14 protein-coding genes are annotated in these 21,937 nt (G+C 34.5%); 10 read left to right on the top strand and 4 right to left on the bottom strand.

Annotated elements, in window-relative coordinates; translation table 11 throughout:
• The first annotated feature begins 47 nt into the window (after positions 1-47).
• From BUE22_RS09520 to BUE22_RS09510, 3 genes are all read left to right on the top strand, one after another.
• Positions 48-335, top strand: coding sequence for a GIY-YIG nuclease family protein (locus BUE22_RS09520; RefSeq protein ID WP_073394820.1), 288 nt, complete (start codon positions 48-50; stop codon positions 333-335).
• A gap of 423 nt (positions 336-758) precedes the next feature.
• On the top strand, positions 759-2,255 hold the full coding sequence (locus BUE22_RS09515; RefSeq protein ID WP_073394818.1) for an MFS transporter: 1,497 nt from the start codon (positions 759-761) through the stop codon (positions 2,253-2,255).
• An 11-nt stretch (positions 2,256-2,266) separates the two neighbouring features.
• Positions 2,267-2,491, top strand: coding sequence for a DUF6814 family protein (locus BUE22_RS09510; protein WP_042563404.1), 225 nt, complete (start codon positions 2,267-2,269; stop codon positions 2,489-2,491).
• Between the two features lie 76 nt (positions 2,492-2,567).
• Here BUE22_RS09510 and BUE22_RS09505 read toward each other — a convergent pair whose 3' ends face one another.
• The 4 genes from BUE22_RS09505 to BUE22_RS09490 form a co-directional block, all read right to left on the bottom strand.
• Positions 2,568-5,444 (bottom strand): alpha-amylase family glycosyl hydrolase, encoded by a 2,877-nt coding sequence (locus BUE22_RS09505; protein WP_073394816.1) that lies wholly within the window; start codon positions 5,442-5,444, stop codon positions 2,568-2,570.
• 76 nt (positions 5,445-5,520) lie between these two features.
• Complete coding sequence (locus BUE22_RS09500; protein WP_073394814.1) at positions 5,521-6,342, bottom strand: SusE domain-containing protein; 822 nt, start codon at positions 6,340-6,342, stop codon at positions 5,521-5,523.
• A 17-nt stretch (positions 6,343-6,359) separates the two neighbouring features.
• Positions 6,360-7,985 (bottom strand): RagB/SusD family nutrient uptake outer membrane protein, encoded by a 1,626-nt coding sequence (locus BUE22_RS09495; protein WP_042563402.1) that lies wholly within the window; start codon positions 7,983-7,985, stop codon positions 6,360-6,362.
• A 36-nt stretch (positions 7,986-8,021) separates the two neighbouring features.
• A complete protein-coding gene (locus BUE22_RS09490; RefSeq protein ID WP_073394812.1) occupies positions 8,022-10,997 on the bottom strand; it encodes a SusC/RagA family TonB-linked outer membrane protein in 2,976 nt (991 codons plus the stop codon).
• Positions 10,998-11,231: 234 nt separating this feature from the next.
• Between BUE22_RS09490 and BUE22_RS09485 the strand changes: the two genes are divergently transcribed.
• From BUE22_RS09485 to BUE22_RS09455, 7 genes are all read left to right on the top strand, one after another.
• Positions 11,232-12,263 carry a LacI family DNA-binding transcriptional regulator gene (locus BUE22_RS09485; RefSeq protein ID WP_073394810.1) on the top strand — a complete coding sequence of 344 codons (1,032 nt, stop codon included), beginning with the start codon at positions 11,232-11,234 and terminating at the stop codon, positions 12,261-12,263.
• A 179-nt stretch (positions 12,264-12,442) separates the two neighbouring features.
• Complete coding sequence (locus BUE22_RS09480; RefSeq protein WP_073394808.1) at positions 12,443-13,795, top strand: MFS transporter; 1,353 nt, start codon at positions 12,443-12,445, stop codon at positions 13,793-13,795.
• A 21-nt stretch (positions 13,796-13,816) separates the two neighbouring features.
• Positions 13,817-14,470 carry a beta-phosphoglucomutase gene (gene pgmB, locus BUE22_RS09475; protein WP_073394807.1) on the top strand — a complete coding sequence of 218 codons (654 nt, stop codon included), beginning with the start codon at positions 13,817-13,819 and terminating at the stop codon, positions 14,468-14,470.
• 240 nt (positions 14,471-14,710) lie between these two features.
• On the top strand, positions 14,711-17,014 hold the full coding sequence (locus tag BUE22_RS09470) for a glycoside hydrolase family 65 protein (protein WP_073394806.1): 2,304 nt from the start codon (positions 14,711-14,713) through the stop codon (positions 17,012-17,014).
• 27 nt (positions 17,015-17,041) lie between these two features.
• The gene (locus BUE22_RS09465) at positions 17,042-19,156 is read left to right on the top strand and encodes a glycoside hydrolase family 97 protein (protein WP_073394804.1); all 2,115 of its coding nucleotides are present in this window, start codon (positions 17,042-17,044) and stop codon (positions 19,154-19,156) included.
• A 175-nt stretch (positions 19,157-19,331) separates the two neighbouring features.
• Entirely contained in the window at positions 19,332-20,039 is a 708-nt protein-coding gene (locus BUE22_RS09460) for a carboxylesterase family protein (RefSeq protein ID WP_052483534.1), read from the top strand.
• A 4-nt stretch (positions 20,040-20,043) separates the two neighbouring features.
• Positions 20,044-21,915, top strand: coding sequence for a glycoside hydrolase family 13 protein (locus BUE22_RS09455; RefSeq protein WP_073395031.1), 1,872 nt, complete (start codon positions 20,044-20,046; stop codon positions 21,913-21,915).
• Positions 21,916-21,937: the final 22 nt, after the last annotated feature.

Below are 21,937 nucleotides of genomic sequence, written 5' to 3'. Positions count from 1 at the left end.
ACCCGAATAGCAATATTCGGGTTTTTTGTTTTTAATACTTTCTACAAATGCATTACTTATATATTCTTTACTCAGATTCATCTCAAAAATTTTATATTGGCGAAACCAACGATTTAGAAAGTAGAATTGAGAAACATCAAAACCATTTTTACTCAAACTCATTTACCAAAATAGCTGAAGATTGGAAAATTGTTTTAACCGTCGATTGTATTGACAGAGAAGAAGCTGTTTATTTAGAAAAATTTATTAAAAGAATGAAAAGTAAAACTTTTAATAACAAAATAATTGCAGATCCTTCTATTTTAAAAGATATCTTGTCTAAAAGAAAACCATAATGTCCCTGGTTCTCCCGAAGCCTCGGGACTGGAGGTACCACCAAAACCCGAATAGCAATATTCGGGTTTTTTGTTTTTAATACTTTTTGGGGAAATTCCAATTTTTTAAATTCCAAAATCCAATAAAATTTACCGCAAAGAAACGCTAAGATTTACGCAAAGGTTCGCAAAGCTAATTATCAAAGCTTTGCGAACCTTTGCTTTTATATGAGCTTAATAAAATCTTTGCGAACTTTGCGCTTTTTCTTTGCGCCTTAGCGGTAAAAAACACCCCAATTTGTAAACTTTCAATTACCAAAAAGTGTAAATTAAACAATTATATGATTTTGTTAAAAAAGTATCAATTAAATAAAAAAATATCTTTTATATTCGTAAAATAATACTTTATACTTTTCTTTACTAATAAGAACACAAGAGCTATTTATGGGTAAAACTTCTACAAAAGGCATTTGGAAAGTAATTTCTGCCTCATCAATGGGTACAATGATTGAATGGTATGACTTCTACATTTTTGGAAGTTTAGCTGTTGTAATTTCAACAAAATTCTTTCCAAGCGATAATCCAACTGCAGCTTTTTTATCTACATTGGCCACTTTTGCGGCAGGATTTGTAGTTCGCCCGTTTGGAGCATTGTTCTTCGGAAGACTTGGTGATATTATTGGTAGAAAATATACTTTTATGGCTACCTTATTATTGATGGGTGGTTCTACTTTTTTAATAGGCTGTATTCCAAGTTATGAAACGATCGGTTTTCTAGCCCCTTTATTGGTTTTAATTCTTCGTTTATTACAGGGTCTCGCACTTGGAGGAGAATACGGTGGTGCCGCGACGTATGTAGCAGAACACGCTCCCGCCGGACAAAAAGGATATTGGACATCATGGATTCAAACCACGGCTACAGTTGGTTTATTCATTTCATTAATGGTAATTCTGGCTACAAAAAATGTGCTTTCGGCTGAAGATTTTGATTCTTGGGGATGGCGCGTACCTTTTTGGGTTTCGATCGTAATGGTTGGAGTTTCGTATTTAATTCGAAAAAATATGGATGAATCTCCTGTATTTGCAAAAGCTAAAAAAGAAGGTACAACCAGTACAAATCCTCTAAAAGAAAGTTTTGGAAACCGATATAATTTAAAATTTGTCTTATTGGCTTTATTTGGCGCCACAATGGGACAAGGTGTTGTTTGGTACACCGGACAGTTTTACGCAATGAGTTTCATGAAAACGGTAATGAATGTTGATTCCTCACAGGTTGATGAATTACTTGGAATTGCCTTATTATTAGGAACTCCGTTTTTTATTGTTTTTGGATGGCTTAGCGATAAAATAGGACGAAAATATATTATGATGGGCGGAATGCTGATTGCTGTTTTATTATATAGGCCTATCTATAAAATGATGTACGAAACAACCGATTTAAAAAATAAAACTGAAATTGTACAGGAAACGAAACAAGTTGTTGAAACCAGTAAAATCAATGATTCTATAGTTACAAATCAAAAAAAATATACTGACGGCACAACCTTAACAGAGAAAAAAACGTATACTAAAAACAAAAAAGAAGCTCAGGTTAATACATCAATTAGTATCAATACAAATGACGAATGGACTTTGATTTTTTTAATTTTCGTTCAGGTTTTATTTGTTACGATGGTGTATGGACCAATTGCGGCATTTTTAGTAGAAATGTTTCCAACGAAAATCAGGTATACTTCGATGTCTCTTCCTTATCATGTAGGAAACGGAATTTTTGGAGGTTTGCTTCCGGCAATTTCAACCTATTTTGTAACGCATTCTAAAGAGGCAGGAAAACCGGAATTTTATCTTGACGGTCTTTGGTATCCTATTATAATTGCTTCGATATGCTTTGTAATTGGAATGGTATATATTGATAATAAAAACAAAACGAATCACCTTTAATATAAATAATTATGAATGCAATCAAACAAATTTTAGGTGTTTTATGGGTTATTTTAGCTGTGGCTGCAGCTTATTTTTGTGTCTTTGAATTTGGCTTACCCAAACTATTATCAGACAAACAAGACGATTTAGTCTTTGGAATCATCATTTTATTTATTCTGACACCTTTAATTGTTTTAGGTCTGGGAACTTTTGGTTATTTTGCCGTAATTGGCGAATACAATGAAAAGAAATGAAAGAAAAATAAAAGGGTTGCCTGTTTCCAGACAACCCTTTCGCATTACTAACAAAACCAAAATCTTGTTGTGAAATTTATTTTTTAATAAACTTCATCACCTGGATTTTACCATTTTGATCAAAAGCTTTTACCACATACAGTCCCGCTTTTAAATCGCTTACACCAAATTGAAAATCAATATTTCCATTAGGCACAAAACTTTTTACCAATTGCCCGGATATTGCGTAAACCTGAACTTTTGCTGCAGCAATATTTAAGGTAAAATAATTAGAAACCGGATTTGGATATAATCTCACAACATTTCCTTTTTCGAAATTTTCTATGGCCAGGCTGGCTTCTTTATTTCCATAAATTCTATATTCGCCGGCAGGTAAATTTAGGGTTGCGTTTACATCTGTAACTTCTATAGCGCTATTATCCATTAAATTATACCATGTTCCTGTGTATTGAAAACCTGTTGCAACATTTTGAGCCACAACATCAAAATTGGCAATGATTAAAACATCTTTTAATTGTGTGGAAGGTAAATTACTGTTGTTGATTTTTATATTTACAGATAACGAATTTACGCTTGCTATTGTTGGTGTTCCTAAAAATACCGGCTCGGTCGTTTTAAGGGTTATCATTTTTGCCCAATCGTTGTAAATTTTATTCCGATTTGAATTTCCTAACCAATTATTTGCCCATTGCGGTTGTGGTTTTGTATCTAATTTACAATCTCCGGAAATTGCATCGAAATCATTATTTACAGAATTATCATTGCAGGTAAAAATGGAGTTTTCCCAGCCTAATTCTCCAAAATGCCAGATCATTTTTGGCCCGGGAACTAGTAAAGAAACAGCGCCAATGGCAGACATTCTTGATAAAGCTGTATTTAGATCTTTAACATTATATGTTCCGCTTGAAGCTCCGTATTGTACATTTTTATACATCAGACGTTCTTCATCATGACTTTCGGCATAACCCATTAATCGGTTTGCCACAAAACCGTGACTCGAACTCGTCATTCTCGAAATATCACTTTCTGATGCATATCCCATAGACAATTGATTATAAGGCCCCGTCATTTTTCCCCACATCATAACACCTTTACTAGGCGTTTCATCAATTTTATAATTGGCCCATTCTTTTTCTTCTATATCACTTCCTAAATGTTCAAAAATAGTGTAATGTGTAGGATCAAGACTCCATGAATAATCAGCATATTTCTTTAATATATCTACCCTGTCCTGCTGATAACTATCTGTACAACCACCATCAGAAGCTGTACAATTTTGGGTAAATCCTTTGGTTAAATCCCAACGGAAACCGTCAATTTTGTATTCTTCAATCCATTGTTTGATTACGCGATTTACATAATTCTGCGTTTTTAAGGATTGATGATTAAAATCTTCACCCACATTATAAGCATGTTTGGCAACGGTATTAAAATACGGATTCTCCTCCGTTGGCGAACCAAAACCATCTCCATCAGGATCGTTCATCCACATTCTTACCATCGGGTTTCTTCCAAAAGCATGATTTAAGGCAACATCAAGAATAACCGCAATTCCGTTTTGATGATATAAATCAATGAGTTCTTTTAATTTATCCGATGTTCCGTAGAATTTATCCAACGCCATGTGGAAAGAAGTATTATAGCCCCAGCTTTCATTGCCTTCAAATTCCATTACCGGCATTAATTCGATTGCATTTATTTTTAGGCTTTTAAAATATTCAATTCGATCAATTAAACTCTGATAATTTCTGGCTGCATCAAAATCACGAACCAAAACTTCATACACTACTAATTTCTCTTTTTCGGGTTTTGTAAAATTCGTAACATGCCAATTGTATGGGGTTTGCCCTGTTTTTAAAACAGAAACTTCAAAATTTTGTCCTGCAGGATAAACTGGCATATTGGGATATGAAGCTGCAGGAATCCACGGATCATCATAAGGTGACAAAACCAAAGTTGAATAAGGATCTGCTGTTTTTACTAATGAAAGCGAATTGGTAAGCGGTGTCGCATCAACCACCCAATATTGATAGGTGTTATTTTCACCGGAAATTAATCCTGTTAATTCCAACCAAAATTTACCGGAAGAAGGATCTTTTTTCATGGCATACGCCGATGAAGGCTGCCAGTTATTAAAACTTCCGGCAACGTAAACAAAATCTTTTAAAGGTGCATCTAAAACTAAAGTTGCTTTTGTTGCATCATTTGAATTGTAATTAATCCCATCAACTAAACCAGTCGGCATTGTTTGAGAAATTGTATTGGGATTTACAACAATCGCAAACTTTTTAACTATTGTTGTAGCTCCCTGAACAATACTCAGCTCATAACTTTGATTACTCAATATATTGGTATGATTAAACGAATAAGAAGATGTACTCGCATTTGTATCGATCGTTGTTCCGTTTGCTTTAAGCGTATAGCTTGCTGCTCCGTTTGTGTTGGTTGCGGTAATATTAAAATTTGCGCCTGAAGTTATAATTGTAGTACTATTTTCAGATGGTGCAGTTAAAGTTGCCTGAAAAGAACCAACTTTAATAAAAAAATCTGAACAAGATGGCACTTGCTTTAATGTCTGAGAACCATTTGCATTTCTAAAAACCAGACCCATTTTTGTAGCATCTGTTTGTTGTGTTGCAGTAAGTCCAAAATAGATACTTGGCGTAATGGTAATACTCCAAGTGCCATTTCCATTGTCATTCATTAAGCCTATTCCGTCATCATTTCCCCAATTTCCTTTTGCAGTTGCCCATGGATTAGCTTCTGTTCCAATTCCTGAATGCATATATACTTTTGAAGGATTGGTACCCATTTCATTACAAGTTGGTGATGCAAACGAAACTGTAATTGTTATTGGTTCATTTACCTGAAATATAGCAGGAGACACTGTTATTTGCTGAGCATTGGCAGTGACAAAAAGCAGATATAAACATACTAGTATAATTTTTTTCATAATGTGGTTTTGGTTTAGTTAGTATTATAAAAAAAGGCTATCATAGAGATAGCCTTTTCAGTATGTACATTAAAAATTAATCTAATGTTATTGTTTTTGCAACGTTGTCAATTTTAAAAACTCTAAGTCCGGTTGCTCCGGTATATTTGAAGTTTTTATCTCCGTCATTAGCATTTTCTAATTCTGAATCAATAGTATAACCTGCGTTAGCATAATATTCAAAGTTGTGACTATTATCTGAGCCCCAGTTGCCTCCACTTGTAAAGTCATTAGATAAAAATTCTCTAAATGCTTCTCCATTTTTAAGAACAAGACTAACCTCATAGATTTTTGATTGTCCGGCAACTAATGGAAATTCAGTTTCAGCATCTCCATCCCATGACCATCCACCAGGAGTAGCACCTCCTACTAACCAGTGAGAACTAGCTAGTGGCGCATGATAAGGAGTCGCTTTAAAAGTAACTGAGTTAGAATATTGCGGAAGCCCATCTGCACCTATCACAGCTTTAATACGAAGATCAACATCGTTTACTTCTTTCTCGATAAAACCTCCATTAACTAAAGCAGAATTTAATTCTTCTACAGTTAGTTCCTGCGAAACTGCAGTAGTATTAGTTACCGTCACTGGGCTCTTAAAATTAGTTCCTGCTTTTGCAATTTGAATCGTATAGTTTACTACTACAGTACTTCCTGCATAAGTTGCTTTGTTCCACGTAACAGTTGTAGCAATTTCTTTCTCTGTTTCCTTTGAAAGCACAATACTAAAATCAGATTGTGGTGTTAACAATACCGGAGCAGTTCCTACCCCAATAACAGGTCTGTTTTCTACATCATCAGCATTACACGAGACCGCTAATACACCAATAAATGCAATTAAAATTTTATATATATTTTTCATTTTAATGTTTTATAAAATTAGTATCCAGTGTTTTGCTCTAATGTTGGGTTTGCCTGAATGTTTCTTGCAGGAATTGGCATTAAGTCTCTGTACGACTCCGTAGCATTACCATTGATAGAACCACCTTTCCATTGCCAGATTTTTGATGCTCCTGTAAATTTTCCAAAACGAATTAAATCAGTTCTTCTTTTACATTCCCAAAATAATTCTCTTCCTCTTTCATCTAAAATAAAATCAAGAGTTAATTGAGGAAGTGTAACCGCCTGAGCATTTGCTCTGGTTCTAATTTGGTTGATATAACCTAAAGCAGTATTAATGTTTCCGGTAGTAGCTCCTCTAAGAGTTGCTTCTGCGTACATCAAATAAGCATCAGTTAATCTAAACATTGGGAAATCGATATCCGGAATATCATTTCTTTGTGCTGCAGAACCATCTGAATTTATATTAATGTATTTTGTAACAGCATAACCGTCTGTAAAAGTTCCTACATTATTAATGTTTTTTGATTGACCATCTGTATAAAATGTTCCTCTATTATCTGCTGTTGCAGTTTCATCTGGAAAAAGGTCTACAAACTCTCTACGAGTTCTGATTCCCTGCCATCCACCATCCATACCTCTGGACGCAGCATTCATGCTTCCTCCAATAGAAGCGTGCATAATAAAACTCATTCCTCCACCAGTAGCTCTAATAGCGTTACCATCTCCAACAATTGGGAAAATAAATTCGCTTTGAGCACCATTTCTATTATTATCTGCAGAGAACAAATAACGATAAGGAACATTTGCAAAAGTATATCCTGAATTAATAACTTCAGAACACATTGTAGCTGCTTCGTTATTTCTGTCTACTCCTGTATATACTTTAGAATTTAAATAAATTTGTGCCAATAAAAATTTAGCAGCCGTTTTATCTACTCTACCATATTCGTTTGTTTTTGAAGCAGCTAAACTATTGTCTAAGTCTTTTAATTCTGACTCAACAAAAGCGAAAACTTCTGCTCTTGATTTTTGTACCGGATAGAAGAATCCAACAGGATCATTTTCTGTCGTGATTGGCACATTTCCAAACAAGTCCATTAAGTTATAATAAGAAAACGCTCTTAAAAAACGAGCTTCAGCTCTAAATGTAGCGATTTCAGCTTTTAAACTTGCATCAACACCTCTTTCTGTTAATTTTTCATCAGTAGTTTGTCTTAAAAACTCATTGGCAACACTAATGTGGTAAAATGCTCTTGAAAATGTTCCTTCTAAAAATTCATTAGCAGGAGCCCATGTTTGAGCATTTATTGTTGGTAAAGTACCATCTGCCCAAGCAATAATAGCTTCATCTGTAGAAAATTCCTGAGTTACAAAAAGCAATCTTAAGTAACTGCTAAAGTCACCACCAAGTCCTGAAATATCAGGGTTTCTTCCAGGTATCGTAGCATCTCCATCTCCATCATTACCTCCAACATACAAACCTGCGTATAATTTTGCTAATACTTGTTTGTACGATGCCGGATCCTGAAAAAAGGTTTCTGATAAAAATTCATCATCGTCTTTTGGGGTCACGTTTAAATCGTCCGTACACGAAGTAAGCGTCATACTTATTCCTAAAATGAATAGGAAAAAATAAGATATATATTTAAATGATATTTTCATTTTGTTTATTTTTAAATTTTTGATTTCAGTCTACTATTAGAAATTGGCATTAACTCCAAACAAGAAAGTTCTTGCTCTTGGGTAAACATTATTATCAATTCCGTTGAATTTCTCAGGATCTAATCCATCATATTTCGTAAGAATGAAAACATTTTGAACACCAGCTGTAAATCTTAAAGAAGCAGCTTTGATAATTGTTTTATCAAAAGTATATCCAAGTGTAACGTTATCTAATTTGATAAAAGAAGCATCTTTTACAAAATAATCAGACAAGTAACGTTGTGTTCCGTTATCTTCATAAGTAAAACCAGTATTAAAATAATCTGAACTCACGTTTGACAAATCTGTTTGTCTTCTTAAACCTGCATCAGAATATCCTAAATTAGAACTTACGTTGTCAAAAATCTTATTTCCAACACTTGCTCTCCAGTTCATTGTAAAATCAAACTTTTTGTAGTTTAAAGTAGAGAACAAACCGAAAGTGTAATCCGGAGCAGTTTTACCAGCTCTGTAACGGTCACCTGCATCAAGTTTTCCATCTGCATTTCTATCTACATAAGCACCTGCAATTGGTCTTTTGTTTGCATCATATAATTGTTCGTATACAAAAAATGAATTTGGCGCATATCCTACTGAGTTAATCTGGATTTTATTTCCATTTCCACCAGCAATATTATCACCCGTTAAATAACCTTGAAAACCTGGAACTGTAGTTCCTAATTCTGATATCTCCTGATCAATGTAAGTCGTATTGAAAGCTACATTCCAAGTCAAATTATCATTTTTAACAATATCAGAAGCAATACTAAACTCAACCCCTTTTGTTCTTACACTACCAATATTAAAGAAACCTTGATTTCTAATATTTGCACCATCAGGAACCGCAATATCTGCTAATAAATCTGTCGATTTTTTATCAAAGTAGTTAATTGTTCCAGTAATTCTGTCACTGAAAAATCCATAATCAATACCAACGTTAGTCTCAGCTAATTCTTCCCATTTAATATCAGGGTTATAACCTTCCGGTCTCGCTGTTGAATAAACAGTATTACCAAAAACATATTGAGAATTGATTGTTCCAATAGTTACCCTACGCAAATAATCATATTGAGCAGAGATATCCTGTTGACCAGTAGTACCGTAACCAACTCTTAATTTTAAAGTCGAAAAAGTAGCGTTATCTTTTAAGAAAGCTTCTTCAGATAAATTCCATGCAAAAGCAGCTCCACCAAAATTACCCCATCTGTTATCTTCAGAAAAACGAGAAGTTCCGTCTCTTCTATAATTTAAAGTCAATAAATATCTACTGTCATATCCTAAATTCAAACGTCCAAAAAACGATTGTAAATTAACATCCGGCTCAGTAGTAACATCTTCATTAGGATTTGGTTGTCTGGTTTCTCCCGATTGATATTTCTCTCTTTGAAACAATTGGTAGTTATAACCAGCCGTTGCATCAATTTTAATTTTTCCTAAATCTTTAGTATAATTAAAATAAGCATTTAAGTTTTTATTTTGAAGTGCATCTGTATAACTAGAATAGTTTCCTAAGTTTACATAACCTGCCTCAGTAAAAGGCTTTGGCTGATATCCTAAAGCACTTTGTGTACTTACTTCAGTATATCCACTACTGTCAAATCTATCAATACCTGCTTCTACAACAGCTCTTAAATCTTCAAAGAAATGAAGTTTATAGTCTAATCTAACGTTACCCCATTTTCTTGTCGAAGTAGCTCTTCTGTTATCCTGGTTTAATCTTGCCACAGGATTTCTTGCAGGCAATAATGGTAAATTTCCACTAGGTTCAAGCCATTCATAATATCCTCCGTAACGAGAACCAGTTTCGTAAACAGATTGTGTAGGATCAAATCCGATAGCACTTCCAATTACAGCACCTTCATCCTGAAATTGGTTTTTACCGAAAGATAAATTTCCGCTAATATCAATTTTTAAATGATTATCAAATAAAACCGGATTTAACGATAACGATGTCGTAGTTCTTTCAAAAGAAGTGTTTCTTAGGATTCCAGGGTTATCAACATTACCAACAGATAAACGTACAGGCAATTTGTTAAACAAAGAACCGCTTACAGAGATATTATTGTTAGTTGTTAAAGCAGTATGAAAAATTTCATCTTGCCAGTTTGTATTTGCAGTACCCAATAAAGCTTGTTGCGCCGGAGTACCTTTTGTATTTACCAATTCACGATATTGGTCTGCATTCATTACATCAACAGTATTCGCGACAGTATTGATACCAACCTGAGAACTAAAGTTAACTTTTACACCACCTTTTGTTCCTTTTTTAGTTGTAATAACAATTACACCATTTGCAGCTCTTGACCCATAGATTGCAGCAGCAGAAGCATCTTTAAGAACTGTAAAAGACTCAATATCATTAGGATCAATTGTAGATAAAATACTTGTAGAACCTTCTGGTTTAGTATTACTTAACGGAAGACCATCTAATACAATTAAAGGCTCGTTTGAAGCATTTAATGAAGATCCTCCACGAATTCTGATATCCGCTTTTGCTCCAGGCGCTCCACCACCAGTTACATTAACACCCGAAATACGACCGCTAATTAAACTCTCCGGAGTTACGTTAATTCCTTTATTAAATTCTTTAGCAGAAATTTGAGATACAGATCCTGTTGCGTCTTTTTTCTTAACAGTACCATAACCTACTTGTACAACAACTTCCTTAAGTTGGTTGGTATCTTCTTCTAAAGAAATATTTAGTGTTTTTTGTCCGGTGAAATCAATCGTTTGCGTTTTGTATCCAATAAAAGATACCACAATTTTGTTTCCACTTTTAACATTTGATAGTTGGTAATTACCATCAAATCCTGTTGATGCACCCGTTGGAACACCTTGTACATTTACATTTACTCCCGGTATTGGCTGCCCTGTAGCTTTATCAACAACAGTTCCGCTTAAAGTACTTTGAGCTAGTACAGTAAATGGCAACAAGAGGAATAAAAATAACAACTTTTTGTAAATTGTTTTCATACTTTTTGTTTAAATTAGTTTGAGTTTGTGATTGTTAGTTAAGTTTTTAATTTTACTTCGAATTTCAAAATTAGGAATTTATTAACATGAACAACCAGAACCAATTTTTATTGAGTTACGAAAACGTGGTAGTGTTGAAAACTTTCTATATTTTGTAATCTTTTCAGTCAAAAAATGATAAATCAGAAAATAAAAGATACCTTTATTAATAATTAGATTTTTTTCAATATTACGATGAAACGCAAAATCACCTTAAAACAGATTGCAAAGGAACTCGACGTCTCTATTTCAACTGTCTCAAAATCACTTAGAAACAGTCTTGAAATTGGAGAAGAAACGCGCTTAAAAGTGCAGGCTTTTGCAAAGTTTTACAATTATAAGCCAAACAATATTGCCCTTAGTTTAAAAAACCGGAAAACCAAAAGTATTGGTATTATTATTCCCGAAATTGTACACTATTTTTTCTCTACGGTGATCAACGGAATTGAGCAGGTTGCCAACGAAAATGGTTATAGTGTTGTGATTTGTTTATCTGATGATTCATTCGATAAAGAAGTATTAAACATGGAGATGTTAGCCAACGGAAGCATCGACGGTTTTATCATGTCTCTTTCTAAAGAAACACAATACAAAGGTGATTTCCACCACATTACAGAAGTTATCAATCAAGGAATGCCGGTTGTAATGTTCGATCGCGTTACTAATGATATTTTGTGCGATAAGGTTATTATTGATGACAAAGCTGCGGCTTATGAAGCTGTACAGAGTTTGATTGATAATGGCCGAAAAAAGATCGCTTTAGTAACTACTGTCGATTACGTAAGTGTTGGAAAACTAAGAACCGATGGTTACGAAAAAGCTTTATTAGACAACGGGTTACCATTCAACGAAGATTTAATCATTAAAATTGAAGACGTAGATACCTGCGAAATAACCATTTCTGAACTTTTGCATGCAAGAGCTTTTGACGCTGTTTTTGCAGTAAATGAACTTTTTGCAGTAACAATTATCAAAACTGCATCAAAAATGGGACTCAAAGTTCCCGAAGATTTAGCTGTAATTGCATTTACAGACGGAATCATCTCAAAATATTCAACGCCAAGTATTACAACGGTAAGCCAAAGCGGTGAAAAAATGGGAAATAAAGCTGCTAAAATGCTGATCGAAAGGCTTGAGGCAGAACACAACGATGACGAAGAAGAAAACGAAAATTATACTACCGAAGTGATAGAAACACATCTTATAAAAAGAGAATCTACTGACTAAATTTCTTAAAATCAACACATTCCAAAGCCATAATTAATTTTTATGGCTTTTTTGTTAGTATATATCTAAAAATAATTTATACTTTTACGCCTGTCAAGGCTTTTACTTTTACTTCGAAAAAAACAGTAAGTTTTGATAAGCAAAGCGCTTATCGTCTAATTAATTTTTTAATTACGATAATGGAAAAGCGTAAATTAAGTTTCTGGGAAATTTGGAACATGAGTTTCGGTTTCTTGGGAATACAAATGGGATTTGCACTTCAAAATGCAAATGCCAGCAGAATTCTTCAAATTTTTGGTGCCGACGTACATGAACTTTCGTGGTTCTGGATTATTGCTCCCCTTATGGGATTAATAGTGCAACCTGTTATTGGTCATTATAGTGACAAAACCTGGGGAAGATTCGGCAGAAGAAAACCCTTTTTTCTTGTAGGCGCTATTTTAGCTTCTGTTGGATTAATTTTAATGCCACAAGCTAATATTTTCATTTCAATTTTACCCGCTTTATGGGTTGGAGCCGGAATGTTAATGATCATGGATGCTTCGTTCAACATTGCCATGGAGCCATTTCGAGCTCTTGTTGGTGATAATTTAAGAACAGATCAGCGAACTGCAGGTTTCAGTATTCAAACTTCATTAATTGGTTTTGGAGCTGTAATTGGTTCAGCACTGCCTTATGTTTTAACGAAATATTTTCATGTTTCAAACAGCACTGTTCCCGGAAGTGTCCCATTAAATCTGACTTTATCTTTTATTATTGGAGCAGCAGTTTTAATAGGTTCAATTTTGGTTACGCTGTTTACAACAAAAGAATATACTCCGGAAGAATTAGCCAATTTTGAAGATCCTCAAAGCGAAAAAGATGTTCCATCTGAAGAAAAATCAAAACTAACAGACATTTTTACTGATTTTGCAAAAATGCCAACAACAATGCGTCAGCTAAGTTGGGTACAATTTTTCTCCTGGTTTGGTTTATTTGGCATGTGGGTTTTTACAACTCCGGCTATTGCACATCATATATACGGCTTGCCATTAAGCGACACTTCAAGTCAGCAATATCAGGATGCCGGAGACTGGGTCGGAATTTTGTTTGGAGTTTACAATTTAGTTTCTGCTATTATCGCACTGTTTTTCCTGCCATACATCGCAAAAAAAATCGGACGAAAATCAACTCACGCACTTTCATTAATCATTGGAGGAATCGGATTAATTTCCATTTACTTCATGCCAAATGAAGACTGGGTTGTATTACCAATGATTTTAATTGGAGTTGCTTGGGCCAGTATTCTGGCAATGCCTTACGCAATCCTTGCAGGATCGATTGCTCCTAAAAAAATGGGGGTTTACATGGGAATCTTCAACTTCTTTGTTGTAATTCCTCAAATTGTAAACGCATTAATTGGCGGTCCAATTGTAAAATATCTTTACAATGGCGATGCAATTTATGCCTTAATTACAAGTGGAGTTAGTTTTTTAATTGCTGCTCTTTTAGTTTACAAAGTAAAAGACGTAGACGATACTATTCAAAAATAATAAAGAAGAATTTTTCATATAATGAACAAAAAAGCATTCATATTCGACCTTGATGGCGTAATTGTCGATACTGCTAAATACCACTTTTTGGCATGGCAGAAAATCGCTCAGTCGTTAAATATAAATTTTACACATGAAAACAACGAACTTTTAAAAGGCGTGAGCCGTGTTCGTTCGTTGGATATAATTCTTGAATTAGGAAACGTTCAGGCTTCTCAGGAAGACAAAGAGAAATGGCTGATTCAAAAAAACGAAGATTACTTATCTTATTTAGTTGACATGGACGAAAGCGAGATTCTTCCCGGAGTTTTTAAAATTCTTCAGCTATTAAAAGAAAAAAATCAGGGAATTGCGTTGGGTTCTGCGAGTAAAAATGCCCGACCAATTCTGGAGAAAACAGGAATTCTTTCGTATTTCGATGTTATTGTTGACGGAAACGATGTTACCAATGCAAAACCGGATCCGGAAGTTTTCTTAAAAGCGGCTCAATTATTAAACATTGACCCAAAAGATTCAATTGTATTTGAAGATTCAGTTGCCGGAATCCAGGCAGCAAACATAGGAGAAATGGTAAGTGTAGGAATTGGTGAGGAAACAATTTTACATGAAGCTGATTATATTTTTAAAGATTTCACCGAAATCGATTCACAGTTTATCGAGAAACTAATTAATTAGAAAATGTGCCAATTTGATAATTAGATAATTTACATAAATCTGAATTATTTAATTATCAAATAGAAATCATCAACTGATATTTTAAAAATAAAATCATCTAATTAAAAAGTAAAATAGTACAACAACAAGCAATTAAGGATAGAATTAAATTAGAAGTAGCCAAAGACAAGTAATTATCTCATTTTCTAATTGACACATTTTCTAATTACCCTAATTGCCACATTATCTAATTAAGAAATAATGAATCAAGATTATATAAAACCAGACAATTGGTCTATCATAGAAGAAGGATTTGATGTAGAAAGAGTCAAATCGTCTGAAAGTCTTTTTAGTATCGGGAACGGTGCGATGGGACAACGCGCTAATTTTGAAGAAACATACTCTGGAGAAACTTTTCAAGGAAGTTATATTGCCGGAATTTATTATCCGGATAAAACCAAAGTGGGCTGGTGGAAAAACGGATATCCAAAATATTTTGCGAAAGTATTAAACGCGCCAAACTGGATTGGGATCGATGTTCAAATCAACGAAGAAAATCTTGATTTAAACAATTGCACCGAGGTTAGAAATTTCCGTAGAGAATTGAATATGAAAGAAGGATGGTACAACCGTTCTTTTGAAGCAACTTTGAAAAATGGAACTGAAATTGCCGTAAACGTTCGTCGTTTTCTTTCTTTGGATTTGGATGAAGCCGGAATTATCAAATTTGAAATTACGCCTTTAAACAAAGACGCCAAAATTGTTTACAAACCTTATATTGATGCCGGAGTTACGAATGAAGATGCCAATTGGGAAGAAAAATTCTGGGAACCGCTTGAAGTAAAAAAATCAAATAGTGAAGCTTTTGTAACCGCTCAGACATTCAAAACGCATTTTAAAGTTACGACTTTCATGCACAATACGATTCTTGCAAACGGAGAAAATGTAAATATTTCACCTTCTACAATCGATTCAACTTCAGATAAAGTTCAGTTTACTTACGGAACAATTATCGCAAAAGGACAAACCTCAGCAATTCAGAAAATTGGAGGATATACCGTTTCTTTAAACCACGAAAATACTTTGGCTGCAGCCGAAAAAACAATAAAAGCTGCCCTTAATTTAGGATACGATGCTTTGCTTCAAAATCAAATTGATGCCTGGGCAAAAATCTGGGAAATGTCGGACATTACAATTGATGGCGATGTAAAAGCACAACAGGGAATCCGTTTCAACATCTTCCAATTAAACCAAACTTATTTAGGAAAAGATTCTCGTTTGAATATTGGACCAAAAGGTTTTACAGGAGAAAAATACGGTGGATCTACTTATTGGGATACCGAAGCGTATTGTATTCCGTTTTACATGGCAACTAAAGATCAGCAAGTTGCAAGAAACCTATTAACTTACAGATTCAATCAATTGGACAAAGCGATTGAAAATGCCAAAGATAATTTAGGTTTCAAAAACGGAGCGGCTTTGTATCCAATGGTAACCATGAATGGTGAAGAATGCCATAACGAATGGGAAATCACGCACGAAGAAATTCACCGAAACGGAGCGATTGCTTTTGCGATTTATAATTACCACCGTTTCACGGGAGATTACTCTTATATTTCTGAAAAAGGTCTGGAAGTTTTAATCGGAATTGCGCGTTTTTGGCATCAAAGAGCTTCTTTCTCTAAAGAAAAAAATCAATACGTAATTCTTGGCGTTACAGGTCCAAATGAATACGAAAACAACATCAACAATAATTTCTACACCAATTATATTGCAAAATGGTGTATTGATTTTGCATCAGAACAAATTACAAAAGTAGCTGTAGAATATCCTTCAGATCACAAACGCATCTTAGAAAAAGTTAGCCTTTCGGCGAATGAAATTCAGGAATGGAAAAAAGTGGCCGATAATATGTATTTCCCAACTTCAAAAGAATTAGGGATTTATTTGCAGCAAGATGGCTTTTTAGACAAAGATTTAGTTCCCGTAAAAGACTTAGATAAAGCACAAAGACCAATCAATCAAAAATGGTCTTGGGATCGTGTATTGCGCTCGCCTTACATCAAACAAGCCGACGTTTTACAATGTTTCTATTTCTTCGAAGATCATTTTTCTAAAGAAGAATTAAAACGCAATTTCGAATTCTACGAGTCATTTACGGTTCACGAAAGTTCGCTTTCGCCTTGCGTACACTCGATTCAGGCTGCCGTTTTAGACAAAATGGATATGGCTTATACGTTCTATTTAAGAACTTCTCGTCTTGATCTTGATGATTATAATAAGGAAGTTGAAGAAGGCTGTCACATCACGTCAATGGCCGGAACATGGATGAGCATTGTAGAAGGTTTTGGCGGAATGCGTGTTAAAAATGACCAGCTTCATTTTTCGCCAAAAATTCCAAAAGAATGGAAAGGTTACTCTTTTAAAATTAATTTCAGAAACCAAATTTTAAAAGTAGCTGTGAATCATGACGAAACAACATTTACTGTAGACAGCGATCAAGATTTAACAATTGTAGTTAACGGAAATCCTGTAATTGCAAGTAAATTTGTACAAATAAATTAAATTACAATATACTTAAAACTAAAAAACATGAAAAACTTATTTTTCGCAAGTTTAATCTTGTTTGCATTTAGCTCGATCGCAAATGCACAGCAATTAAAATCACCCGAAGGAAAGTTCGTAATGGAATTTTCGCTGCAAAACGACGGAACTCCAACTTATAATTTAAAATATAAAAATAAAGAAGTTGTAAAAACCAGTAAATTAGGTCTTGAACTTAAAGATGATAAAAAATCTTTATTGAATGATTTTACTGTTGTTGATACTAAAACTTCGACTTTTGATGAGACTTGGAAACCAATTTGGGGAGAAGTAGATCAAATTAGAAATCATTATAATGAATTGGCTGTAACTTTAAACCAAAAAGGAACAGAAAGACAAATCGTAATTCGTTTCCGTTTATTTGATGACGGTTTAGGATTTAGATATGAATTTCCGGCTCAAAAGAACCTGACTTATTTTGTAATTAAAGAAGAAAGATCTCAATTTGCGATGACTGGCGATCACACCGCTTTCTGGATTCCTGGAGATTATGATACTGAGGAATACGATTACACCAAATCGAAATTATCTGAAATTAGAGGTTTATCTGAAAAAGCATATACAGCAAACGTTTCTCAAAAAAACTTTTCCCCAACAGGAGTTCAGACTTCTTTGATGTTAAAAACAAATGATGGAATATACATCAATTTACACGAAGCGGCTTTGATCAACTATTCTTGTATGCACTTGAATCTTGATGACAAAAATATGACTTTCACGTCTTGGTTAACTCCAGACGCAAAAGGAGATAAAGGATACATGCAAGCACCAAGTCATTCGCCTTGGAGAACGATTATGGTAAGCGATGACGCTAGAGAAATCCTAGCTTCAAAAATGACTTATAACTTAAACGATCCGTCAAAAATTGATAATACTTCCTGGATTAAACCTGTAAAATACATTGGTGTTTGGTGGGAAATGATTACAGGAAAAAGCTCTTGGTCATACACAAACGATTTTCCAACGGTACAATTGGGCGTTTCTGATTTCTCAAAAGCAAAACCAAACGGAACACACGGTGCAAACAATGCTAACGTAAAAAAATACATTGATTTTGCTGCTGCAAATGGTTTCGACGCTGTTTTGGTTGAAGGCTGGAACGAAGGCTGGGAAGACTGGTTTGGGCATTCAAAAGATTATGTTTTTGATTTCGTTACGCCTTATCCTGATTTTGATGTGAAAGGTTTGCATGAATATGCAAAATCAAAAGGTGTAAAAATCATTATGCACCACGAAACTTCAGGTTCTGTTCGTAACTACGAACGTCATATGGACAAAGCATATCAATTCATGAAAGACAACGGATATGATGCTGTAAAAAGCGGTTATGTTGGAGATATTTTACCTCGCGGTGAAAATCATTACGATCAATGGATTGTAAACCATTACCAATATGCAATCGAAAAAGCGGCTGATTATAAAATTATGGTAAACGCTCACGAAGCCGTTCGTCCAACAGGAATTGCAAGAACATACCCTAACTTAATTGGAAACGAAGCAGCAAGAGGAACAGAATACCAAGCTTTTGGAGGTTCTAAACCAAATCACGTTACGGTTTTACCATTTACACGTTTAATTGGAGGTCCAATGGATTATACTCCGGGAATTTTCGAAATGGACATCAGCAAAATGAATCCTGAAAATACCTCGCATGTAAATAGTACAATTGCAAACCAATTAGCATTATATGTTACCATGTACAGTCCGTTGCAAATGGCGGCTGATACTCCGGAGAACTATAACCGTTTTCCAGATGCATTCCAATTCATTAAAGATGTGGCTGTAGACTGGTCAGAAAGTAAATATATTGAAGCTGAACCAGGCGATTTTATCACTGTTGCCCGTAAAGCAAAAGGAACAAACAACTGGTTTGTTGGAAACGTAAACGGAGAAACTCCACGTACATCAAACATCGATTTCAGTTTCCTTGAAAAAGGTAAAAAATACACAGCTACAATTTATGCTGATGCAAAAGATGCGCATTACAAAACAAATCCGCAAGCTTATACTATCAAGAAAATTGCTGTAACAAACAAATCAAAATTATCGCAGTTATCTGCTCCGGGCGGAGGTTATGCGATCAGTATTATCGAAACCAAATAATTTTCTAAAAAGACAGGCAATTTTCCCCGAGATTGCTTGTCTTTTTTTTAATCTGATATATTTATCCTGCAAGGTTTCCAAAACCTTGTAGGTTTAAACTTTTCTCAAATATACCTACAAGGTTTTGTCCCGAAGCTTCGGGATTGCAGGAAATCAAATTATAAAACCGATTAGAATGAATAATTATAAGCTAAAATTTTTGATTCTTTTAATCGTATTTTCAGGAATTAATATTTATTCTCAAACAAAGGCTGTTGCAAAATATAATTATCTCTTGTATTTGCCTAAAGACTATTCAAAAGAAACAAAAAAATACCCGCTTGTAATTTATCTTCATGGCGGAGGACAAAAAGGCAACGATCTAAACAAATTAAAGGCTTATGGATTGCCTTATCTTGTTGAAAAAGGAGAAAATTTTGACTTTATAATTGCTTCTCCTCAATGTCCTGACAATAAATACTGGTCAACAGAAAATTGGTTCAAAACTTTATATGCTGATTTATCAGCAAAATATAGAATCGATACCAGCCGAATTTATATTACAGGAATTAGCATGGGCGGCTATGGTACATACATTACTGCTCTGGATTTTCCTGATGTTTTTGCTGCAATTGTGCCTCTTTGTGGAGGAATTAATGATAGCGATTTATCAAGAATCTGTAATTTGAGTAAAATTCCTATTTGGGCATTTCACGGAACTGCTGATGATAAAATTTCAATTACCGAAACTGAAAGAATCGTCAAAGGTCTTGAATCATGTGAAAACAAAAACAATTTCAAGTTTACTCGTTTAGAAAATGAGGGTCACGGAATTGAATATCTATATGAGAAAAATCCAGAAATATATAAATGGATGCTCAAACAAAAGAAATCAAAAAAATAAAATTATGAAAAACCACAAAATATCACTTATACATCATTCAATCTATACATTAATCTTAATGGTCTTGTTGTTTTCTGCTTCCGCGAAAGCGCAAATCCAAAAAGTAGAACCGCCGTTTTGGTACGCCGGAATGAAAAATCCGGAGTTGCAGATTATGTTCTACGGAAAAAACATTGCTCAATACGAAGCTTCGGTTTCAAACAATGTCGTGATCAAAAATGTAGAAAAAACGGAAAATCCAAATTACCTTTTCGTAACAATTGATACGCAAAACCTAAAAGCTTCTGAATTGGTTTTCTCTTTCAAAACCAAAAATAAAGTTGCATTTACGCAGAAATATTCGCTTAAAGAAAGAAGAGCAAACTCAGCAGACAGAAAAAGTTACGATGCATCGGATATGATTTACTTAATCATGCCCGATCGTTTTGCTAACGGAAATCCGAAAAACGACAGCGACCCATCTTTAACAGAAAAGGGAAATCGCCAGGATCCAAGCGGACGTCACGGCGGAGATATTGAAGGAATTATCAAAAACTTAGATTATATTTCCTCTCTTGGTGCTACAACAATTTGGAGTACACCTTTATGCGAAGACAACGACAAACAGCATTCATACCACACTTACGGACAATCTGATGTTTACAAAATTGATCCGCGTTACGGAACTAACGACGATTACGCTCGTTTATCTGCAGAAATGCACAAAAAGAACATGAAACTAGTTATGGATTATGTAACGAATCACTGGGGAATTACGCATTGGATGATGAAAGATATTCCGACCAAAACATGGTTCAATCAGTTCGAAAACTTCACCCAAACACACCACCGTCGTGAAGTTATTACAGATATTCATGCATCAAAAATAGATCAGGAAGTTTGTGTTGACGGTTGGTTTGTACCTTCAATGCCGGACTTGAATTTGAGAAATCCTTTGGTAGCAAAATACCTAACTCAAAACGCAATTTGGTGGATAGAGTTTGCTAATCTTGACGGATTTAGAGTAGATACTTATAACTATTCTGATGCAACGGCGATGGCAAATTGGGCAAAATCCATTACAACTGAATATCCGAATTTTAATATTGTAGGCGAAATCTGGATGCACAATCAGGCGAATTTGGCTTATTGGCAAAAAGACAGTAAAATTGGTGCCATCGAAAACTACAATTCGAATTTACCAAGTGTAATGGATTTTACGCTTCAAAGTCAAGTGGTTTCTGCATTTAGTGAAAGTGAAGGAACCTGGGATAACGGAATGATTAAATTCTACAATAATTTTGCAATGGATTATCTGTATCCAAATACCAACAACATTTTAGTTTTTGCCGAAAATCACGATACAGATCGTATGAATGATAAGTTTAAATATGATTTTCCTAAATACAAGCTAGCAATGACTTTATTGGCTACAGTTCGCGGAATTCCACAATTGTATTATGGTTCAGAAATTGGAATGGGCGGTGACAAAAGCAAAGGAGATGCAGACATTCGTCAGGATTTTCCAGGAGGATGGGCAGGTGATAAAAACAATGCGCTAACCGCAGCTGGAAGAACTCCTGAACAAGCAAAATATTTTGATTTTACATCGAAATTATTCAACTGGAGAAAATCAAACGAAGCCGTTCACTTCGGAAAAATGACACATTATATTCCTGAAAATAATAATTACGTTTATTTTAGATATACAGATACTAAAACGGTGATGGTGGTTTTTAATAATAATGCTACAGCCCAAACTATTAAAACCAATCGTTTCAAAGAAAACATCAAAAACTTTAAGTCAGGGAAAGATGTTTTGACCGGAAAAACATTTGATTTATCTACTGAAATTACTTTAGAACCAAAATCGGCTGTGGTTTTAGAATTGGAATAAAAACATCAAAGATTTTTTTCAC

The organism is Flavobacterium pectinovorum (assembly GCF_900142715.1).
Taxonomy (GTDB): domain Bacteria; phylum Bacteroidota; class Bacteroidia; order Flavobacteriales; family Flavobacteriaceae; genus Flavobacterium; species Flavobacterium pectinovorum.
The sequence above is the reverse complement of the archived record's forward strand: the minus strand, read 5'-3'. Positions and strand labels throughout refer to the sequence as shown.